18 protein-coding genes are annotated in these 17,229 nt (G+C 38.8%); 11 read left to right on the plus strand and 7 right to left on the minus strand.

All coding sequences use genetic code 11. From position 1 onward, the window contains the following. Window positions 1-109 precede the first annotated feature (109 nt). Window positions 110-724, plus strand: coding sequence for a class I SAM-dependent methyltransferase (locus tag EDD58_RS05570; RefSeq protein ID WP_131923844.1), 615 nt, complete (start codon window positions 110-112; stop codon window positions 722-724). Window positions 725-807: 83 nt separating this feature from the next. On the opposite strand, the gene EDD58_RS05575 is transcribed toward EDD58_RS05570, so the two are convergent. Genes EDD58_RS05575 through EDD58_RS05585 form a run of 3 tightly spaced genes read right to left on the minus strand, consistent with a single transcriptional unit; the run spans window position 808 to window position 3,328 of the window. Beyond that, window positions 808-1,473 carry a P-II family nitrogen regulator gene (locus tag EDD58_RS05575; protein WP_131923845.1) on the minus strand — a complete coding sequence of 222 codons (666 nt, stop codon included), beginning with the start codon at window positions 1,471-1,473 and terminating at the stop codon, window positions 808-810. Next, complete coding sequence (locus EDD58_RS05580; protein WP_131923846.1) at window positions 1,463-2,956, minus strand: DUF1538 domain-containing protein; 1,494 nt, start codon at window positions 2,954-2,956, stop codon at window positions 1,463-1,465. The genes EDD58_RS05575 and EDD58_RS05580 overlap by 11 nt, the downstream gene beginning before the upstream one ends. Before the next feature lie 33 nt (window positions 2,957-2,989). Then, window positions 2,990-3,328, minus strand: a complete 339-nt coding sequence (locus EDD58_RS05585; protein ID WP_131923847.1) for a helix-turn-helix domain-containing protein — start codon at window positions 3,326-3,328, stop codon at window positions 2,990-2,992. A gap of 240 nt (window positions 3,329-3,568) precedes the next feature. Between EDD58_RS05585 and lepB the strand changes: the two genes are divergently transcribed. From lepB to EDD58_RS05615, 6 genes are all read left to right on the plus strand, one after another. Next, window positions 3,569-4,066 carry a signal peptidase I gene (gene lepB / locus EDD58_RS05590; protein WP_131923848.1) on the plus strand — a complete coding sequence of 166 codons (498 nt, stop codon included), beginning with the start codon at window positions 3,569-3,571 and terminating at the stop codon, window positions 4,064-4,066. Continuing rightward, window positions 4,063-4,677 (plus strand): YIP1 family protein, encoded by a 615-nt coding sequence (locus EDD58_RS05595; RefSeq protein ID WP_131923849.1) that lies wholly within the window; start codon window positions 4,063-4,065, stop codon window positions 4,675-4,677. Before lepB ends, EDD58_RS05595 begins: the two co-directional genes overlap by 4 nt. A 23-nt stretch (window positions 4,678-4,700) precedes the next feature. Further along, a complete protein-coding gene (locus EDD58_RS05600; RefSeq protein ID WP_131923850.1) occupies window positions 4,701-6,038 on the plus strand; it encodes a hypothetical protein in 1,338 nt (445 codons plus the stop codon). A gap of 15 nt (window positions 6,039-6,053) precedes the next feature. After that, entirely contained in the window at window positions 6,054-6,494 is a 441-nt protein-coding gene (locus EDD58_RS05605) for a hypothetical protein (RefSeq protein WP_131923851.1), read from the plus strand. 410 nt (window positions 6,495-6,904) lie between these two features. Next, on the plus strand, window positions 6,905-7,498 hold the full coding sequence (locus tag EDD58_RS05610) for a hypothetical protein (protein WP_131923852.1): 594 nt from the start codon (window positions 6,905-6,907) through the stop codon (window positions 7,496-7,498). 113 nt (window positions 7,499-7,611) lie between these two features. Continuing rightward, window positions 7,612-8,271 (plus strand): hypothetical protein, encoded by a 660-nt coding sequence (locus EDD58_RS05615; protein ID WP_131923853.1) that lies wholly within the window; start codon window positions 7,612-7,614, stop codon window positions 8,269-8,271. A gap of 441 nt (window positions 8,272-8,712) precedes the next feature. On the opposite strand, the gene EDD58_RS05620 is transcribed toward EDD58_RS05615, so the two are convergent. Beyond that, window positions 8,713-9,057, minus strand: a complete 345-nt coding sequence (locus EDD58_RS05620) for a glycosyltransferase family 2 protein (protein WP_131923854.1) — start codon at window positions 9,055-9,057, stop codon at window positions 8,713-8,715. A gap of 1,129 nt (window positions 9,058-10,186) precedes the next feature. Between EDD58_RS05620 and EDD58_RS05625 the strand changes: the two genes are divergently transcribed. From EDD58_RS05625 to EDD58_RS05635, 3 genes are all read left to right on the plus strand, one after another. Continuing rightward, window positions 10,187-11,539: a TrkH family potassium uptake protein gene (locus tag EDD58_RS05625; protein ID WP_243648658.1), complete on the plus strand. Its 1,353-nt coding sequence runs from the start codon at window positions 10,187-10,189 to the stop codon at window positions 11,537-11,539. Between the two features lie 159 nt (window positions 11,540-11,698). After that, window positions 11,699-12,325 (plus strand): nitroreductase family protein, encoded by a 627-nt coding sequence (locus EDD58_RS05630; protein ID WP_131923855.1) that lies wholly within the window; start codon window positions 11,699-11,701, stop codon window positions 12,323-12,325. A gap of 271 nt (window positions 12,326-12,596) precedes the next feature. Then, a complete protein-coding gene (locus EDD58_RS05635; protein ID WP_131923856.1) occupies window positions 12,597-13,205 on the plus strand; it encodes an N-acetylmuramoyl-L-alanine amidase family protein in 609 nt (202 codons plus the stop codon). A 59-nt stretch (window positions 13,206-13,264) separates the two neighbouring features. Here EDD58_RS05635 and EDD58_RS05640 read toward each other — a convergent pair whose 3' ends face one another. Genes EDD58_RS05640 through galU form a run of 3 tightly spaced genes read right to left on the minus strand, consistent with a single transcriptional unit; the run spans window position 13,265 to window position 15,952 of the window. Next, a complete protein-coding gene (locus tag EDD58_RS05640) occupies window positions 13,265-13,702 on the minus strand; it encodes a peptidylprolyl isomerase (RefSeq protein ID WP_131923857.1) in 438 nt (145 codons plus the stop codon). 28 nt (window positions 13,703-13,730) lie between these two features. After that, the gene (locus EDD58_RS05645; RefSeq protein WP_131923858.1) at window positions 13,731-15,059 is read right to left on the minus strand and encodes a UDP-glucose dehydrogenase family protein; all 1,329 of its coding nucleotides are present in this window, start codon (window positions 15,057-15,059) and stop codon (window positions 13,731-13,733) included. After that, the gene (gene galU, locus EDD58_RS05650; protein WP_131923859.1) at window positions 15,056-15,952 is read right to left on the minus strand and encodes a UTP--glucose-1-phosphate uridylyltransferase GalU; all 897 of its coding nucleotides are present in this window, start codon (window positions 15,950-15,952) and stop codon (window positions 15,056-15,058) included. The genes EDD58_RS05645 and galU overlap by 4 nt, the downstream gene beginning before the upstream one ends. Window positions 15,953-16,132: 180 nt before the next feature. On the opposite strand from galU, the gene EDD58_RS05655 reads away from it, so the two are divergent. Further along, window positions 16,133-17,116, plus strand: coding sequence for a DUF3048 domain-containing protein (locus tag EDD58_RS05655; protein WP_131923860.1), 984 nt, complete (start codon window positions 16,133-16,135; stop codon window positions 17,114-17,116). Window positions 17,117-17,229: the final 113 nt, after the last annotated feature.

Here is a 17,229-nt window from a genome sequence, read left to right on the forward strand (position 1 = left end):
ATGACTTTATCGGATGTCTCATGGATTCTGTTTAGAGAAATCTTTATGATGATCATAAGAGAGGAATCATCTAGTCCCGAACAAAACAAATGTAGAAAATGGTGGTCAAGTGAAAGAACACTTTTATGATAAATGTTTAAACATAAAAACAGTCGGTGATCAAAAGGGATTTAATAAGTCCACGCATTATCATCGGTATGAGCCAACTCCATATGAGGCACTAGAAAAGTTATTTCATCAATATGAATTGAGGAGTAGTGATCAAATCGTTGACTTTGGTTGTGGAAAAGGACGCCTAAACTTTTATGTCAATGATTTATTTAATGCATCTGCTGTAGGAGTAGAAATGAACGACACCTTCTATCAAGTAGCACTTCAAAATAAAAATAGTTATTTGAAGAAAAATAGACATAGACAAGATAAAATTCATTTTCACTGTTGCTATGCAGAAGAATATCCGATTGATCCATTAGACAATCGCTTTTATTTTTTTAATCCGTTTTCTATACAAATTTTCATGAATGTCATTAACAATATTTTGCTCTCTGTAGAAAAATCAAAGAGGGAAATAGAACTGATTTTATACTATGGATCAGAAGATTATATATATTTTCTAGAAAACGCTACCCCTTTTCAGTTCAAAGATGAAGTAAGACTCGCTGGTTTATACGAGCGTAATCCTTATGAGCGATTTTCAATCTATCGATTCGTTTCACACGATTGAATCAATACGAGATTTTCAGCAATATACCACCTACATCAGAAAAAAATAGGTGGTATATTTATGAATATGAAAAACAAGCAAGTCTAAGATAAGCCATAAGCTTGATTGACATCTAAGATAAATAGGATCCCATTGCCAGGCTGATCGATGTTGAGACGATCTCTAATCGAAGAAACAATAGGGGTTGTAAGATGACTCTCAGACAGGATCATGATGATTTCTTTTTCTGGCTCGATCGGCATAGCAAACAGCATATTCGTTTCATGAATCCCTGAGCCTCGTGCATTAATAATTGTGCCCCCTTTGGAGCCTGCTTGGGTGGCTACTTCGATTACTTCTTCTGCTTTGCCTTTATCGACAATAGTAAAAATGGCTTGATACATGGCGTTGTCTACACCTCTACTTTTTTCGATATGGTTGGAGTTACAGTTTCTAGCCCCGATCACGTTCATTACAGAAGTGGTAAAAGCGATCCCGCGATTTGGTTTATGCAAAGAGAGTTGCTTTTTTAGTTCTTCAAGAGCTTTGTAGGCGAATGTTTTCTCGGAGATCATTAACACAATCTCTTTTCGCACATCAGATAAATCGAGAAACTCTAATAGACGGTTTTTGATCGTTCCTTTCCCTAAAAAGATGGTTCCACCTGATACTCCATGTTTCTTAGCGGTTTTTATCACTTTACTTCCTAGTCCAAAGTTGACAACGAGACACATCATCTCAAACCGTGTTATGTCTGGATTACTTTCCATTCGTTTCCAATCCTCCTTTTTTAGATTTAATTTTGAAAACTAAACCTAAGATTTGTAAAGCGATTAATGGTGTTAAAGCTACCATCGCAATCATCCCAAATCCATCTATTAAAACATTGGCTCCTTCGATCGCTTCAGCGGAACCATGTGCAAAAGCTAATATAAAAGTTGCCGTCATGGGACCCGAAGCAACTCCACCCGCATCAAATGCAATTCCAACAAATAGTTTGGGTACAAAATAAGTCATCCCGATCGCAATTAAATATCCAGGTAGTAGATAATGCCATAATTGAATTTCGGGGATGATAATTCTTAACATCGATAGAGCTACCGCAAACCCGACTCCGATGGAAAGTGCAAAAATGACCATTTTCCTTTTCACATACCCACTGGTAACATTTTCGATTTGCTGTGTCAATACATAGACGGCTGGCTCGGCTAATATAGTGACTAACCCTAAGATAAAGCCAACGATGATCACAAAAGAACTGTTATCCAAAGATGCAATATTATACCCGACCTTAGTCCCCACATCCATAAAGCCTACATTGACACCAATCAGAAATAATACTAATCCAATAAATGTATAAGCCAGTCCTTTTAAGATCTTTCGAAAAGGTTTTTTAGGTAATTGAAAAGAAATTTTTTGAAAGACTAAAAATAAAATGAATAGGGGAAGTAGTGCAAAGGAAACTTCGCTTAAGATCGTGGGTACCTTTTGAATAAAGGGGTCTATGATTGAGGTGGAGGTAGTGAGATCATTTTCAAGACTACCTGTTAGTTGATCTGTCTTTGAAAAGATACTCATAATAATCACTGATAATATGGCACCCGAAGATGCGATGGCAACCAGGCCGAAACTGTCTTCTTCTGAAGCGATTCCATTCTTTTTTAATGAGGAGACACCGATGGCTAGAGCAAGAATAAATGGAACCGTCATGGCACCCGTCGTTGCACCGGAAGCGTCAAAGGATATGGCTAAAAATTCCGATGAGGTGAACAGGGCAAAAATAAAGATCATAAAATATATTACAGTTAGCATTTTATATAAAGGTATATTATAAACGATTCTGAGTAAGCCCAGGGTAAGCAAGACTGCAATACCAATAGACACAATGACAACAATACTTAGCTTGGATACCATTCCTGAAGTAATCGAATCAACTTGACCCGCAAGGATATGTAGATCAGGTTCAGCAATGGAAATGAAGAAGCCAAGAATTAATCCAGCGATCCCAATGATCCATACTTTATTACTTTTAGCTAGAGAGCCTCCCATTAAACTTCCAAGGGGACTAATACCTAGATCAACACCAAATAAAAAGATAGATAACCCCAATATGATGAGTAAAGCACCTAGTAGAAACTTAACGATTAAATGAGATTCAAGTGGTGAAATGGTAAAGTTTAATATTAATACAATTAATGTAATGGGTAATACCGCTAGTAAGACTTCTTTCAGTTTTTCAATGAGTACATTCAAACACCTTCCACTTCCTTTCCAGATATTTTACTCTTATTGCTTCTTTTTTCGTTTGTTACGCAAAAAATCGATAAAATCTCTCACCTCGTCTAGCTCCTCTTCACTTAGATCATCGATTTCAGATAACCATATTGGCGAAGTAGAAGTAGAAACATCGTCGTCGAGATATCCTGCAACTTTCATGATGTCATTGAAGTTTAAGTTTAGGGCAAGGGCAATAGACTTCAACACAAAAGGTGATGGATGTTTTCGTTCTCCATTTTCGAGTCGGTGTATTTCTGTGTGACTAATCTTTGCAAGTTCAGCTAGCTTACGTTTCGAAAGATTTTTAGCCATTCGTTGGTCAGCAATATACTTTCCCAAGACGCTCATGATTTTAATTCCTCCTATATAATAATAAGTATAATATAAATGGAACCTAAAGGCAACAAAGAGGGGAGAAACTGTTGACAATAGGTTAAATTTTCGGAAGCGATTGGAGGCTGTTTTTTTATGTTATTTATTTTCTAATTAAATAAATTTTAGAAATTGATCTATTTGCTAATCCAATTTTGTTATAATAAACAAAGGTATGAATATATCGAATAGTGTCGTGGATCAAGGAGGTTTTGTATGGAATGGATCACTTCTAAAAGGCGATTATGGATTTTGATTGGGATCGCTGGTTCGTTAGTGATTTTGCTATTTTGGATCTACTCATTCTTCTACACATTTTATCAGGTTGAAGGAAATAGTATGGAGCCTGCTTTAAAAAATGGAGAAGTTTATACTGTTCATAAAAATTATTCTACGATTCATCGGGGAGATATTGTTGTATTTCATTCCTCACAAGAAAAGATGGATTTCATCAAGCGAGTGATTGCTCTTCCAGGAGAGACGATCGAGATTCGAGATCATCGTGTCTATATCAATGGAACGGTTCTCCCTGAGCCGTATATTGCTAAATATCCAGAGATTAAAGATATTGAACCTACTAAAATTCCTGAAAATAGCTACTATGTGTTGGGGGATGAACGACTTCATAGTTTTGATAGCCGACAGCTAGGTCCCATATCTCAAGCCGATCTGATTGGCATGATCAAACCCGAAGAGAGAGGTGTCACCAGATGATTCATGTATTGAAAAGCTATTGGATGCGTATTTGGAAAGAACCTCGTGTTGCCATCCATGATGCCATGAAGGAAACTACACCAGCTCTTTCTATTCTTTTAATTTCTCTATTTGGGATCACTCTATTTGTAGAGCAAGCATCGATGCGTGATATGGGGGATACCACTTCAGGTGGGGCGTTATTTATACTAGCTTTCATCATCGGACCGATCTTAGGAGCCCTTGCCTGGTTGATCCTAACTCTTGTTATTCACGGTTCGTCACGTTTATTTGGTGGTGTCGCTACATTTACGGAAACAAGGCAAGCTGTTACGTGGGCAACGATTCCTTATACCTCCAAATGGGTGCTTCTGCTACCAATGTTATTGATCTTTCGTGGTGAACTCTTTCTGTCGAAAACACCCATCATGGATGATTCTATGTTTTTACTCATCCTCTTCCTGATCTTTAGTGTTTTAGATCTAGCCATGACGGTGATTTACTATGTGATTTTTTCGAGGATTATGGGAGAAGTCAATGACTTTTCAGCTTGGAAAGGTTTTGCCTCCATCTTTTTCATTCCCTTCACTTTATTTTTCTTACTCATTATCGCTTCACTTACATTTGCATAGAGAGAAGAAAGGAGAATCGAGCCATGAATTTTTTGGAGCTTCTTAGACGTTGGCAACGGCCCCTTTCTTCTCAAAAAGGATCGTCAACGTTACAGTACGTGATTATTATTGCCGTGGGTGTCCTTCTAGCAGCGATTCTATTTATGTTTATGAAAGACTCCCTGATGCAAACGAAAGTGGAAGACAAAGTAACCCAAGCACTGGATGGCAAAACAACGCCTCCAGTCTCGCAACCCAATTCGGAACATTCCAATGAACAAACAAATGGGAATGATCCTATAAATGATCCAAAGCCTTCTCCCCCTCCTCCTAATTCCTCCTCAGATTCAGATCAAAAAGACGAAAAGAAGGAAGGAGTCTTTGATTGGATTTCAGACAAATGGGATAAAGGAACGGATTGGGTTTCAGATAAATGGGATAAAGGAACCAAATGGGCCTCAGATACCTGGAATGATAGTATGGATTGGCTCGGAGATCAGTGGAATCAAATCAAGGAAGGTGATCTGAAACGCATTTGGAATGATCCCTTGGGCTATCTAGGTGATATGGTTGGCTGGGAGGATATCAAGGAGACATGGAATAAAATCACCAGTGATCCCCTTGGTTACCTCAAAGATTCGTGGAATGTCATCAAAGATGGATGGAATGCGGCTTGGGAAGACCCTTGGGGAACTTTGGGAAGATTGATTTTCGACAAAGATCAGTTTATGGAAGGTTGGCATGGGAAGGATGAGAACGGAAACCATATTCCGATTCTGAATCGGGTCTGGAAGGTGGCCGAAAGCCTCCCATTACCCACTAAGATTTTAAAAGTAGGTAGTGCAGGGAAGAAGATTCTTGTTCATGATGGTTGTGGGTGTCCGACTGGAAATAATAAGCCTAAAGAGAATACTAAGCCCAAAGAGAAGGATAAATCATTAAAACCTGGAACTCCAGAACATAAACAAAATCGATGGGAAGTTTATCAAGCCAATGGTGGGAAATGGGATTATGAACGATGGAGTAAAGTATATGAATCAAATATGACAAAACCGGGAAGATCACATGAAGCTGTAGATAACTATCGTAAGTCCATCGGTTGGGGCACAACTCAAGTTTCTGTTGATACTCCTAATGGTCTTCGTATTTTAGATATCGCAGATCCAACAACTAAAAAAGGAATTGAACACAAAACTACAACGAAAGATGATGGGAGTAGGGGATACTTCTCTAGGGATGAAAGAATTCGTGACGAAATTACTAAAGACAAAGATTTAGTGGCTGATGGCTGGGAGATTACTTGGGTTTTTGAAAAAGCAGATGCTAGTAAACCTCTACTTGATGAACTGAAAGAAGCAGGAATTAAAGTAGTATTTAAATAAATGAGGGTGAGAATATTGAAAAAAAGCAATTTAAATGATGATTGGTTTCAAGAATGGCTTTCATTGATGCCCGATGTCATGGAGGAATTAACGGAAAAACTAGAAAGTCTAGAATTGGATTATAGTCCAGAATCATTACTACGTTTAGAAGAGTGGATTTTGGAGAAGTATCAAACCGTTGATAGCATCAAGGCTGAAAGTGAAAAAATGACTCTAGATGCTTTACTAAGATATGTAGGAGAGGTGTACAAACAAGAGTTAAAAGGTAGATGGGGTGTTTTGTTAGATGATCCCCAATATATCTTTTACGGTCTCCCATTAGTTTTGTTTGAAAAGGAAGCAAATATCTCTCCCTTATCTGAAGTAGTAGCTAGTGTAGATCGCAGACGTGGTGATTACATCTATAAAGTCTTTATGAATAAGAAGAAGCGAATGCAAGAAAATGGGCTTTTATAGTTAGAATATCATCTAGGCAGCTAATGGGCTGCCTTATTTTTATGAAACAACTTCTGATTCCAAGCCAACACTATAAATATTGCTACAAAAATCAGCAAGATCTTGAATGATGACCCCCCTTCCTAACCTAAACTGAACAGGAGGTGAGGGTGTATGTATAAACAAGTATTATAAAATTGATGGGAAACCCAATTGGATTCGAGTCCCAAGAGATATTATTTCGTGTTTTAACCAAACGGGTTGAGGAGGAGTTTCATTACCCGAGATGAGTATTAAGAAGATTGAAAAGATCGAGAAACAGAAACAATAACATGACCATTTTCCTGATTTCAGGAAAATGGTCAAAGTAGGCTAAGGTGAAGACCAATTAATTACTAACTCCTAAGAAACCTTACATAAGAGGTGAAGCAATGGATGCTCACGTTTCTTTGGAAGCATTGAAGAGGTTTAAGCAATTACTCACCCGATTCAGTACAGATATGAGAGTAGAAGCTCAAAAGATGCAATTACACCTCACGAAAACACATCAACAATTGGAACAAAAGCATTTTGAACTCAAAAGAAAACTCCAAATGTGCCCAGATCAAATTTCATATGAACGGGCGAGACAAGAACTGATTGAATTTGAACGTCTATTTGCGGCATTTTGCCAAGCTGCTCAAGAATGTATCAAAGGTTTTCAGCAACAAGAGCTGATGGCAGCGAATAGGCAAAAGGCAGTCACAACCATTGACCGTAAAGTGGGTGTGTTAAAAGAGTATTTGGGGGCGAGTGGAGCGAAAAATCAGAGCGAAACTACGACTGTAAATAAGGAGGAAATTAAATACGATGAGAGAGTATTAAGGAGGATGAAAGAAGATGTGGGTACACATCATAACTTCCCTGCATCTTTCGATAAACCTATTTTATCTAATCAGCCAGCAGTTACAAGATCTGATGGGCGTACAGAATACTTGCACACTGGGAAATTAATGGACAACAAGGAGTTTATCATATTACAGTAAAAGATGACTTAATAACTCATCGTTCATTTATTCCACAAAGCGATTGGAAAAGATATTCGAAACGTTGGGAATTACCATCATTCGATAAATTATCTCCGTAGGAGGAAGAGTAATTGAAGCCACTTGGATATAAAACTCAAGGGGAAATTACAGATGAGAAATTAATCCTTGAGTATGATTCACAGATCATTTTTGAAGGGTATACAGACGATTTAGTGACTTCTATAACAGGTGATTTAGAACTTAATTTAAATTTTGGAAAGCAGTCTACTTTTCCTGTAATCGCAAGAAGGTATGGTGAATTTATTTTGTGGATTCCCAAATTACCTTTAGATAGGGATTATATATATACAACTTTGATTTTTACTTTAGAACAATTTATTGATTTGTGGACGTTTTTAAAGTATGACCCGAAAGACGACTTAGACATAGTAAAAAATATAAGTCTAGAGGAATTGAAAATAATGTGGCTAGTTTTGGCTAGAGGTAATGATTATATTGAGGACACTTTTATGTTAAAAAACTCTGTTAAAAGTAATGCCATTGCTTTTTCTGCAGAATTAGAACCTTATAAAAAAACTTTCTATGAGCTAATAGAACAAGAATGGTCAAATGATCTATACAATAAAAAAACAGTAAAGAGTGACGATACTTTGGAGGCTTTGACTGTTTATCTTGATCAGGGTCGGATTACAGATTGGGAAGCATTAAAAAAAGATGTGAATAAGAATCTATACATCCATTTAGGAAAAGGTTTTAGTATCTCTGTTTAATACTTTAAACTCTAGGGATCGATTAATAATCAGTAGTGTCGATTAGGTAATAAGTACCTGTTCAATCAAGCATCGGAGCTCGATTTTCACCCTCCATGAGCTTGTCCCTTGCAAAGAAGAGGAAAAGCTCATGGAGGGAGGAGGCAAAAGACATAGAAGCATCTCAAGAAAGGGGTGCCTCCTCTTTTCCTACATCAAAGGGTTCTGCTAAGGTGCGGTATAAAGTCATTTCGTGCGAAATATGACACTGATGGTAAATCGACACTACTGAAAAATCATGTGTGGAGTTTTTTAATTATGATCTAGTTTATATTTATAAAGATTAACTGCTCTGAATCAAAGAGAGGATCTACCTTAGGATTGGTTATAGAAAGGCTTTGGACAAGTAACGGTTGAAATAATTAGTAACTTTGAGCAAAGCTGGGCTTTTTAGAAGTCATTTCATAAATCGTAAATACAAAAAAGTATGTAGCCATCCATAATATCCTTATTTAAACAGTCATCTGCGTCGATGGAAAGGATGTAATCATATTTTGCAACCCGCAAGCCTTCATTTCGAGCAAATTGAGCACCTTGATTGTTTGCTAGACGAATGACTTTACCATCTTTGCTAGACTCTATCTCTCGAAGTGCTTCATTTGTTTCTTCATCATTCGATCCATCATCAACCACAATATACTCGTACTCACATCGAAATGGTTGTTTTCTTATAGAATTCACAGCATCTAGAATATAACGTCCAGCTTGGAAACACGGGATAATTATACTGATTCCTCTATTGTTCATATCTTACCCCTTTCACAACAATTATGAGTAACAATTGTTACCTGATTAGCCCGAAAATAAAAACTATCCTCATTTCCCGATCGATCTTTTTCTCGATATTCTTCCACTTTCACTTCAACTTTCCAATTGCAGTAGGAGTCGTGAATCAATTGGATTAATTCGTCTTTTTTGAGTTCGGCTTCATTTTCTAATATAATCTGATTGCCATCTTCGGATGTTCTCAGATGATATACTTATGAAGCTCGCTAAAAATTATGAAGATACGAGTCCCGACGAGTATAAAAAATGTGTAGAAAAGCACTTTAAAGTTGCTGTACAATTACGGGAGAGGAGGAGATCAAAAATGAAGGTATATGAACAAGTGTTTTCATCTAAACTGGATTCTGCTATTGACCCACCAGATGATTAATTTCACTGAATTATTGGCATACACCCTATTCACAAAGTAATTATTCTTTTGAAGGACTCATTTATATATTGGGAACATTGTAAATAATCTAAGGGCATTCGGCTCATACCGATAGCCCCTTTTTGCTTTTTCTATCTTTTATAATTCATTTTAGCCTAGCTTACATCTTAAAACCAACTATTCCAACTACAACTAACCTAGTTTGCTTTTGAATTCTTCTATGTCTAATCGTTTCTCAGAGAATTATAGGTGATGATCTTGGATCAGAAAAGATTGTTTTAGTCATTGATCCACAGTACAAGGGAGTTTATTACTAGGATCATACATATTATTTTGAGCAGTCAAGTGATGAAGAAAATACTTATGAAATTGCTGATAGCTTTCAGGGTTTTTTTGATGGATTGAAGAATCCCTAATTAAAAAATTGTTGCTCTAAGTATCCCAAACCCTTCAAAGGCTTCTAGATAACGAATCGCTTCAATCTTACTATTAGCTGCTAACATCAATTAAATTAAAAGAACGAAAACGAAAGATTGCACGGCAAAAAGCGAGAGCGAAGCACCGTGGAAAATAAGAGTTCAGTCACAGAGATCTATTTTATGATAGATCTCTTTTTTTCTTTGGATAAACTATGGAAATATCCCCTCTTTTTGTGGTTGAATAGGAATATTAATATTAATAACCATTTTCCCTGTAAGGATGTTTGAAAGGCGGGTCATGATGGCCAAGCAAAGTATTCTCAAACAATGGCAGTTGACCACAGTACAGTGGATTGTTGTATTGTATATTCTAGCTATTGTGGGTGCTACGTTTTTGTTGCAAATTCCAGGGGCAGTCAAACCGGGGGTTACATTTACATGGTTAGATTCTTTGTTTACAGCAGTCAGTTCGATTAGTGTCACGGGGCTGACAGTTGTCAACTTAAAGGAGACCTTTACTCCACTTGGTATCTTTTTTATTATCATTTTACTTCAAATCGGGGGACTAGGGATTATGGCCCTCGGAACAATGGTTTGGTTGATTTTAGGGAAAAAGATTGGCTTTCGACAGAGACAAATGATTATGACTGACCAGAATAGGTCTAGTTTACAAGGGCTTGTCAGCTTGATTCGCGAACTGTTTGGTGTGATTGTAGCGATTGAATTGGTTGGCACTGTCGTGTTAACCTGCTATTTTCTGCGATACTTTCCTACATTAGATCAGGCATTTTATCAGGGGTTGTTTGCTTCAGTGGCGGCAACGACCAACGCTGGATTCGATATCACAGGTGAGTCGCTCGCCCCATTCAAACATGATTATTTTGTACAAACGGTCACGATGATCCTTATTATCTTGGGTTCGATTGGTTTTCCGGTCTTACTTGAACTAAAGGATTGGTGGCGGGAACGGAATAATCGTGTGGTTCGTTTTTCATTATTTACAAAGCTGACGACAACAACCTTTTTCCTGCTTACTTTGCTTGGAGTGATCGCCTTCTATGTGTTTGAATGGAGGCATTTTCTAAAAGATAAATCTTGGCATGAAGGATTTTTTTATGCTCTTTTCCAATCGGTAACCACGAAAAGTGCAGGGCTTGCCACCCTTGATCCGAATGATTTAACTGAAGGAACACAGCTTCTATTAAGTGGAATGATGTTTATTGGGGCTTCACCAAGTAGTGTCGGAGGTGGGATTCGGACAACCACACTAGCGATTATTATCTTGTCTGTCTACTCATTTGCTCGAGGACGAAACAGTGTAAAAGTATTTCAGCGCGAGTTGACTCAAGAAGATATTTCAAAAGCGTTTGCGGTGGCAAGCGTGGCAGTGGTTTTATGTTCAATTTCAGTTCTTTTACTGACGATTACAGAGCCTTTTCCACTCTCAGAGATTATCTTTGAAGTGAGTTCAGCGTTTGGAACGACAGGACTGTCAACGGGAATTACCCCTGATTTAAGTGCGTTTGGTAAATTTGTCGATATGATTTTGATGTTTATCGGACGGGTGGGGTTATTGTCGTTTTTATATATTTTGCGTGGTAAAGCTCCCGATGAATTTTATCGTTATCCGAAAGAACGGGTGATCATTGGTTAACTTTCTCGGGAGGTGAGTCCCCTTGTTAAATCAAGGGGATTTTTTTGATTACTATCACATTTGCGTAGGTAAAACTATTTATATATACTAAGTGGGAGTGATTTTCAATTATTATTAATTAATACCTATAGAAAAATAAGTAGGAGTGAAATCATAGATATGAGTACATTCGAAGTTTTAACTGAAGTAATGAAAGAAAGAAAAAGTGTGCGTAAGTACCAGTCAGATGTAGTAATGCCGCAGGAGGATTTACAAGAAATTTTGGCACTGGCTGCGTCTGCACCATCCTCATGGAACTTACAGCATTGGCGTTATTTGGTGATTACTTCAGTTGAAAAGAAAGAAAAGCTGTTACCGATTGCTAACTATCAAAAGCAAGTGGTGGATGCTTCAGTAACAGTTGTAATCTTGGGTGATCTAGAGGCGAATAAAATGGTGGAAGCCGTCAATGGACCAGCGCTTGAAAAAGGCTTCTTGACTCAAGAAGTGTATGATATTTTAAATGGACAAATTCAAGGTGCATATGATAACAATCCACGGGTGGCACGGGATGAAGCGATTCTAAATGCAGGCTTTTCAGCGATGCAATTGATGTTAGCTGCGAAGGCAAAGGGATACGATACATGTCCGATGGGTGGATTTAAACAGGATCAGCTTATTGAGGAGTTTAAAATTCCGGAACGTTACCTTCCTGTGATGATGATTACGATTGGTAAGCCAGCTAGCCCTGCATATCCAACGGGACGTCTGCCTTTGGATCAACTGGTGATTCAAGAAAGTTTTTGAAGAATAGAGAAAAAAGTCTCTTCCATGGGGAGAGACTTTTTTTGATTTATTGTTCCGAATCTGACTCATGTTTGCAGAATGGAGTAGATTTGGTTATGATTATTTCATTCGTGCATGAAGTGGAAGCAAAGTACGATTAAAAATGGATATTATTAGTAGGTCTCTTTTTTGTTTAGATAGAGGAAATGATGGGAAAATGGGGAATAAAAGAGATGTCAAAGGGTAGGAAAAAGCTCAAAAGATAGTTAGTTGGAGTGTGAGGTGAGATCATATGCTTATTTGTCTGGACCCCGGTCACGGTGGCACAGATTTTGGTGCGGTTGGCTATTCTTTGACGGAAAAGGAGATATGCTTGGAGTTAGCCTTTCGTATTCGAGAAAAATTAGCAAAATATGATGGCATATCTGTAACGATGACTCGCTCGATCGATTTGGATACAACACCTGAGGAACGGAGTCGTTGGGCCAACGAACAAAAAGCGGATTTATTTATAAGTATTCATACCAATGCGTCCATGGATCCGATGGCTTCAGGGTTTACTTCCTATGTGAGTGTCATTGCGGGTTCCGAGGTTAGGCGAATTCAATGTTGGTTGCATAATCGAGTCGTGTGCTTTTTAAGACAATATGGTGTAAGAGATCTCGGTAAGAAGAATGATACAGAATCTTTGACGGGTAAGTTGTGTGAGTTACGTGGTGTTCAAATGCCAGCCATCGCTTTAGCATCTTTATATATTACTCATTCGAAAGATCAGTTACTTCTATCTGATGCAGTTTTTAAGGAGCGTTATGCTGAGTGCATTGCAGATGGGTTAGCTATGGTTTATCAATGTCAACAAAAGCAATTTCGTGCCAATTTTACAGCACGATCAAACATATAAAAAGACTGCTGATCTCTTATAAAGATCAGCAGTCTTTTTTGAACCATATATAGAGGGGATTACTCTTCCCAGACTTTTACTTCTTTCATGACATCGCCGTTTCTCATGTTTAATGCATGTTCAAGTCCTTGAGTCACTTGACCAAAGACGGTATGAACTCCATCTAGATGAGGTTGGGGTTCATGAACGATGAAAAATTGGCAAGATCCTGTATCTTTCCCACGATGTGCCATCGAGAGTGAACCTGCCACATGCTTGTGAGGGTTGTTGCTTGTTTCACAAGGGATATTGTAACCTGCATCTCCGCTTCCTAGTCCATGGGGGCATCCACCTTGACTCACAAAGCCAGGGATGACGCGGTGAAAAGTGAGCCCATTATAAAAACCTTCATTGGCTAGCTTTTTAAAGTTTTCCACTGTGATTGGAGCTTCCTCGGGAAAGAAGTCAATGAAAATTTCCCCGCCGTTTTCTAGAAGAATGTGACCTTTTACTGCCATCATATAAAACCTCCTTTTTCATACGTTCCTATTCTATCCTATCTTGTGTAGGGGTGCTAGAAAAAAGGGTAGGTCGACCCACTGAAATATATTCAAAGCCATATGTATCAACGGTTTTTCTCATATGATCCAACGAAAAAAGATTTCGTCCATCGACTAAAATAGGTTGTTTGAGAGCCTGAGCTAGCTTTTTCCATGGTAGATGACGAAATTCATCCCAATCAGTTAGAAAGAGGACAGCATCTGCGTCTTGAACTGCTATGAGTGGATCTTCATGGCAAAAGACTTCTTTGACAGGAAAAGATCGAACTACGGGGTCGTATGCATGAATGTTCGCTCCTTGACTGATTAGCTTTTGACTTATTTTTATTGAGGGAGCTTCACGAAGATCATCCGTTCCTGCTTTAAAAGAAAGCCCCATGAGTGTAATCTTCTTATTTTCAAATGAAGATAGGCGTTTCTCAAGTCGTTCTAGAAGACGAAAAGGCTGCTCTTGATTAATTTGGATCGTTGCTTGTACTAAAGGGAGTGCTTGTTGGTAGGCTTTACCCATAGCAAGTAGAGCTTGTGTATCTTTAGGAAAACAGGAACCTCCATATCCCACCCCTGCGTGAAGAAAAGAATGTCCAATTCGTTGATCTGCCCCCACTCCTTCAGCAACTGCATCTACATTTCCGCCGAGTTGTTCACAGAGGCTTGCCATCATATTGATATATGAGATTTTCATCGCGAGAAAAGAGTTGGAAGCATACTTGATCATTTCCGCACTTTTCCGATCACAAGCGATGATGGGGGTTGAAAAGGATTTGTACAGATGTTTCATTTTTTCAAGTGCTAGAGCTTGATGGTATCCAATGACAATGCGATCTGGATGGAGAAAATCGTTCATTGCTTGTCCTTGACGCAGAAATTCGGGATTGTGGATGATATCTAGTAAGGGTGAACCGATTTTATCGAGCTGTTGGGCGATTTGGTCTGTGGTGCCAATAGGTACAGTACTTTTAATGACAAGGACTTGTTCAGATTGACTATATTTCTTAATCTGCGAAATAACGTTCCAAATCTGAGATAGATCTGCCTGTCCATCTGCTTGAGAGGGAGTACCAACAGCAACGAAAAGAATTTCACTCTGATGAATGACAGCGCTTATATCATCAGTGAAGTGGATGGTTTTCTGCTGGAGGGCTTGTTGGAGTTGTTCTTCTAGAAGTGGCTCCCAGATCGGTGATTTCCCCTTTTTTAGCTGGCTTAACTTTTCGCTAGAAAGATCATGTCCGATCACTTCATGACCTCGGTTGGCAAAACAAACGGCTGAGGTCAAACCGACATAGCCAAGTCCAATCATGCCTATTTTCATAATGGTTCATCCTCTCGAACTTGCTCCAACAGTTGAAGGGTAGCTGAACGATAGGTTGGATGCCGTAATGCAAACACCAGATTAGCTTTCAAAAAACCAAGTGGAGTTCCCACATCATAACGAGTTCCTGCAAAGCGATAAGCCATCATTTGATTTTTTTGTTGGATGTAGGTGCGTAAAGCATCTGTGAGCTGGATCTCTCCGCCCCATCCCGGTGGTGTTTGTTCCAGAATTGGGAAAATAGTAGGATCCAAGATATAGCGCCCCATGATCGCAAGCTGAGAGGGGGCTTCTGTGGGGAGTGGTTTCTCAACAAGATCGATGATCGAAACCATATCACCAGTTTTTACATCCAAACATTCAGGTTGAATGACTCCATACTGTGAAACTTCATCTTCTTTAACGGGTTGTACTCCAATGACAGGAGAACCTGTTTTTTGGTATTGTTCGATGAGTTGTTGGGTGCAGGGAGGCATCGGATCAGTTACTTCTACAATATCGTCACCTAATAACAGCGCAAAGGGCTCTTCTCCGATAAATGAGCGTGCCTGTAAGACCGCATCGCCTAACCCTCGAGGTTCCTTCTGCCGAATATAGTGAATCCGTACCTGAGAAATTCGTTCCATTTTCTCCAATAGATCAAACTTTTGTCTCTGTTCTAATGCAACTTCCAACTCCAGTGATTTATCGAAATGATCTTCAATAGGTCGCTTATTTCGCCCTGTGATAATTAAAATATCTTCAATCCCAGATTGAATCGCCTCTTCCACAATAAATTGGATTACAGGTCGATCCATAATGGGAAGCATTTCTTTAGGCAAAGCCTTCGTCGCAGGTAAAAAACGTGTCCCTAATCCTGCAGCTGGAATCACTGCTTTGCGAACGTTCATCATCAACCTCTCCTTCTTTCAAACTCAACCTCTATTTTATCCTGAAAAAAAGGATTTTCACTTTCTTTTATCTAAAGGAGTTTGACAAGAGATTCGGAGATCGATGTTCTTGAACTATTTGAATACATCTGTGTAGTGAATCCGCCTATTTTGACCCTACTAAGTCAAAGAGAGGTCATCCTTATGAAACCATGGATAAAAAGTCTGTTATTTACGTTTTTGCTCATCTTTCCAACAGCCTGTTCGATTCCTTCCCTGCTTACTAAAGAAAACGATCCCACCATTGAACAGACCGAGCCTTTAACGGGTTTAACCACTTCCCAAAAAAACATGAATCACCCTGCTTTCATGATCATGATTAATAATCATCGTCAAGCACGCCCCCAAACGGGTTTATATCTCGCTGACATTGTGGTAGAAATGTTGGCAGAAGGGGAAATCACTCGGTTTGCTGCTTTTTATCATAGTGCTTCAGAAGGAACAATCGGTCCAGTTCGTAGCGTACGCAACTACTATCTAGACTTAGCAGAAGGAACTCAGTCTATCACTGTTCATGCTGGTGGGGCTCGGGATGCATTAAAGCGGATCCAACGTGAGAGTTTACCCAGTTTAGATGGGATTCATAAGGAGAGTCAGTACTTTACAAGGGTTGATTTTCGTAAAGCTCCTCATAACTTATATACTCAATTAGAACGATTGAATCAAGTAATTGAAAAGCATGGATACTCTCATCTCACTCCATCCAAGTCATATTCATTTCATCCTACAGGCTCTGGACAAACGGGAGTGCCTGCACATAGAATTGATTTGGTTTATCACCCACTGTATAAGGTAGGCTATCAATATGATAATGCTAGTCAGTCTTATATCCGTTATACTGAAGGAGAACGCCAAAAAGATCGGGAGACAGAACAGCCCTTAATGATGCAAAATGTACTTGTGGTGTTCGCCGAACATCAAATCGTTGATGGTGCAGGACATCGTTCCATTGACGTACGAAGTGGTGGAGAAGGATTTCTGTTTCAAAAAGGAGAGTCCATCCCCATCGAATGGAAATATCGTGACGGTTGGATGATTCCTTATGTGGAAGGGAAAGAGATTTCCCTGATATCAGGAAAAACATGGATCAATGTTTTACCGGAAACAGGTAAGGTTTCTTTTCATTAACTCAACTTGTGTAAAACAACTTGAATATCAAGTGGCTTGATCCAATGAATCGAGGAGGGGAGATGCTTCTCTGACGAACGACTTTTGCGGATCCGCTACAAGAGTGAGACAGA

This window comes from Hazenella coriacea, from assembly GCF_004341825.1.
Taxonomy (GTDB): Bacteria; Bacillota; Bacilli; order Thermoactinomycetales; family Thermoactinomycetaceae; genus Hazenella; species Hazenella coriacea.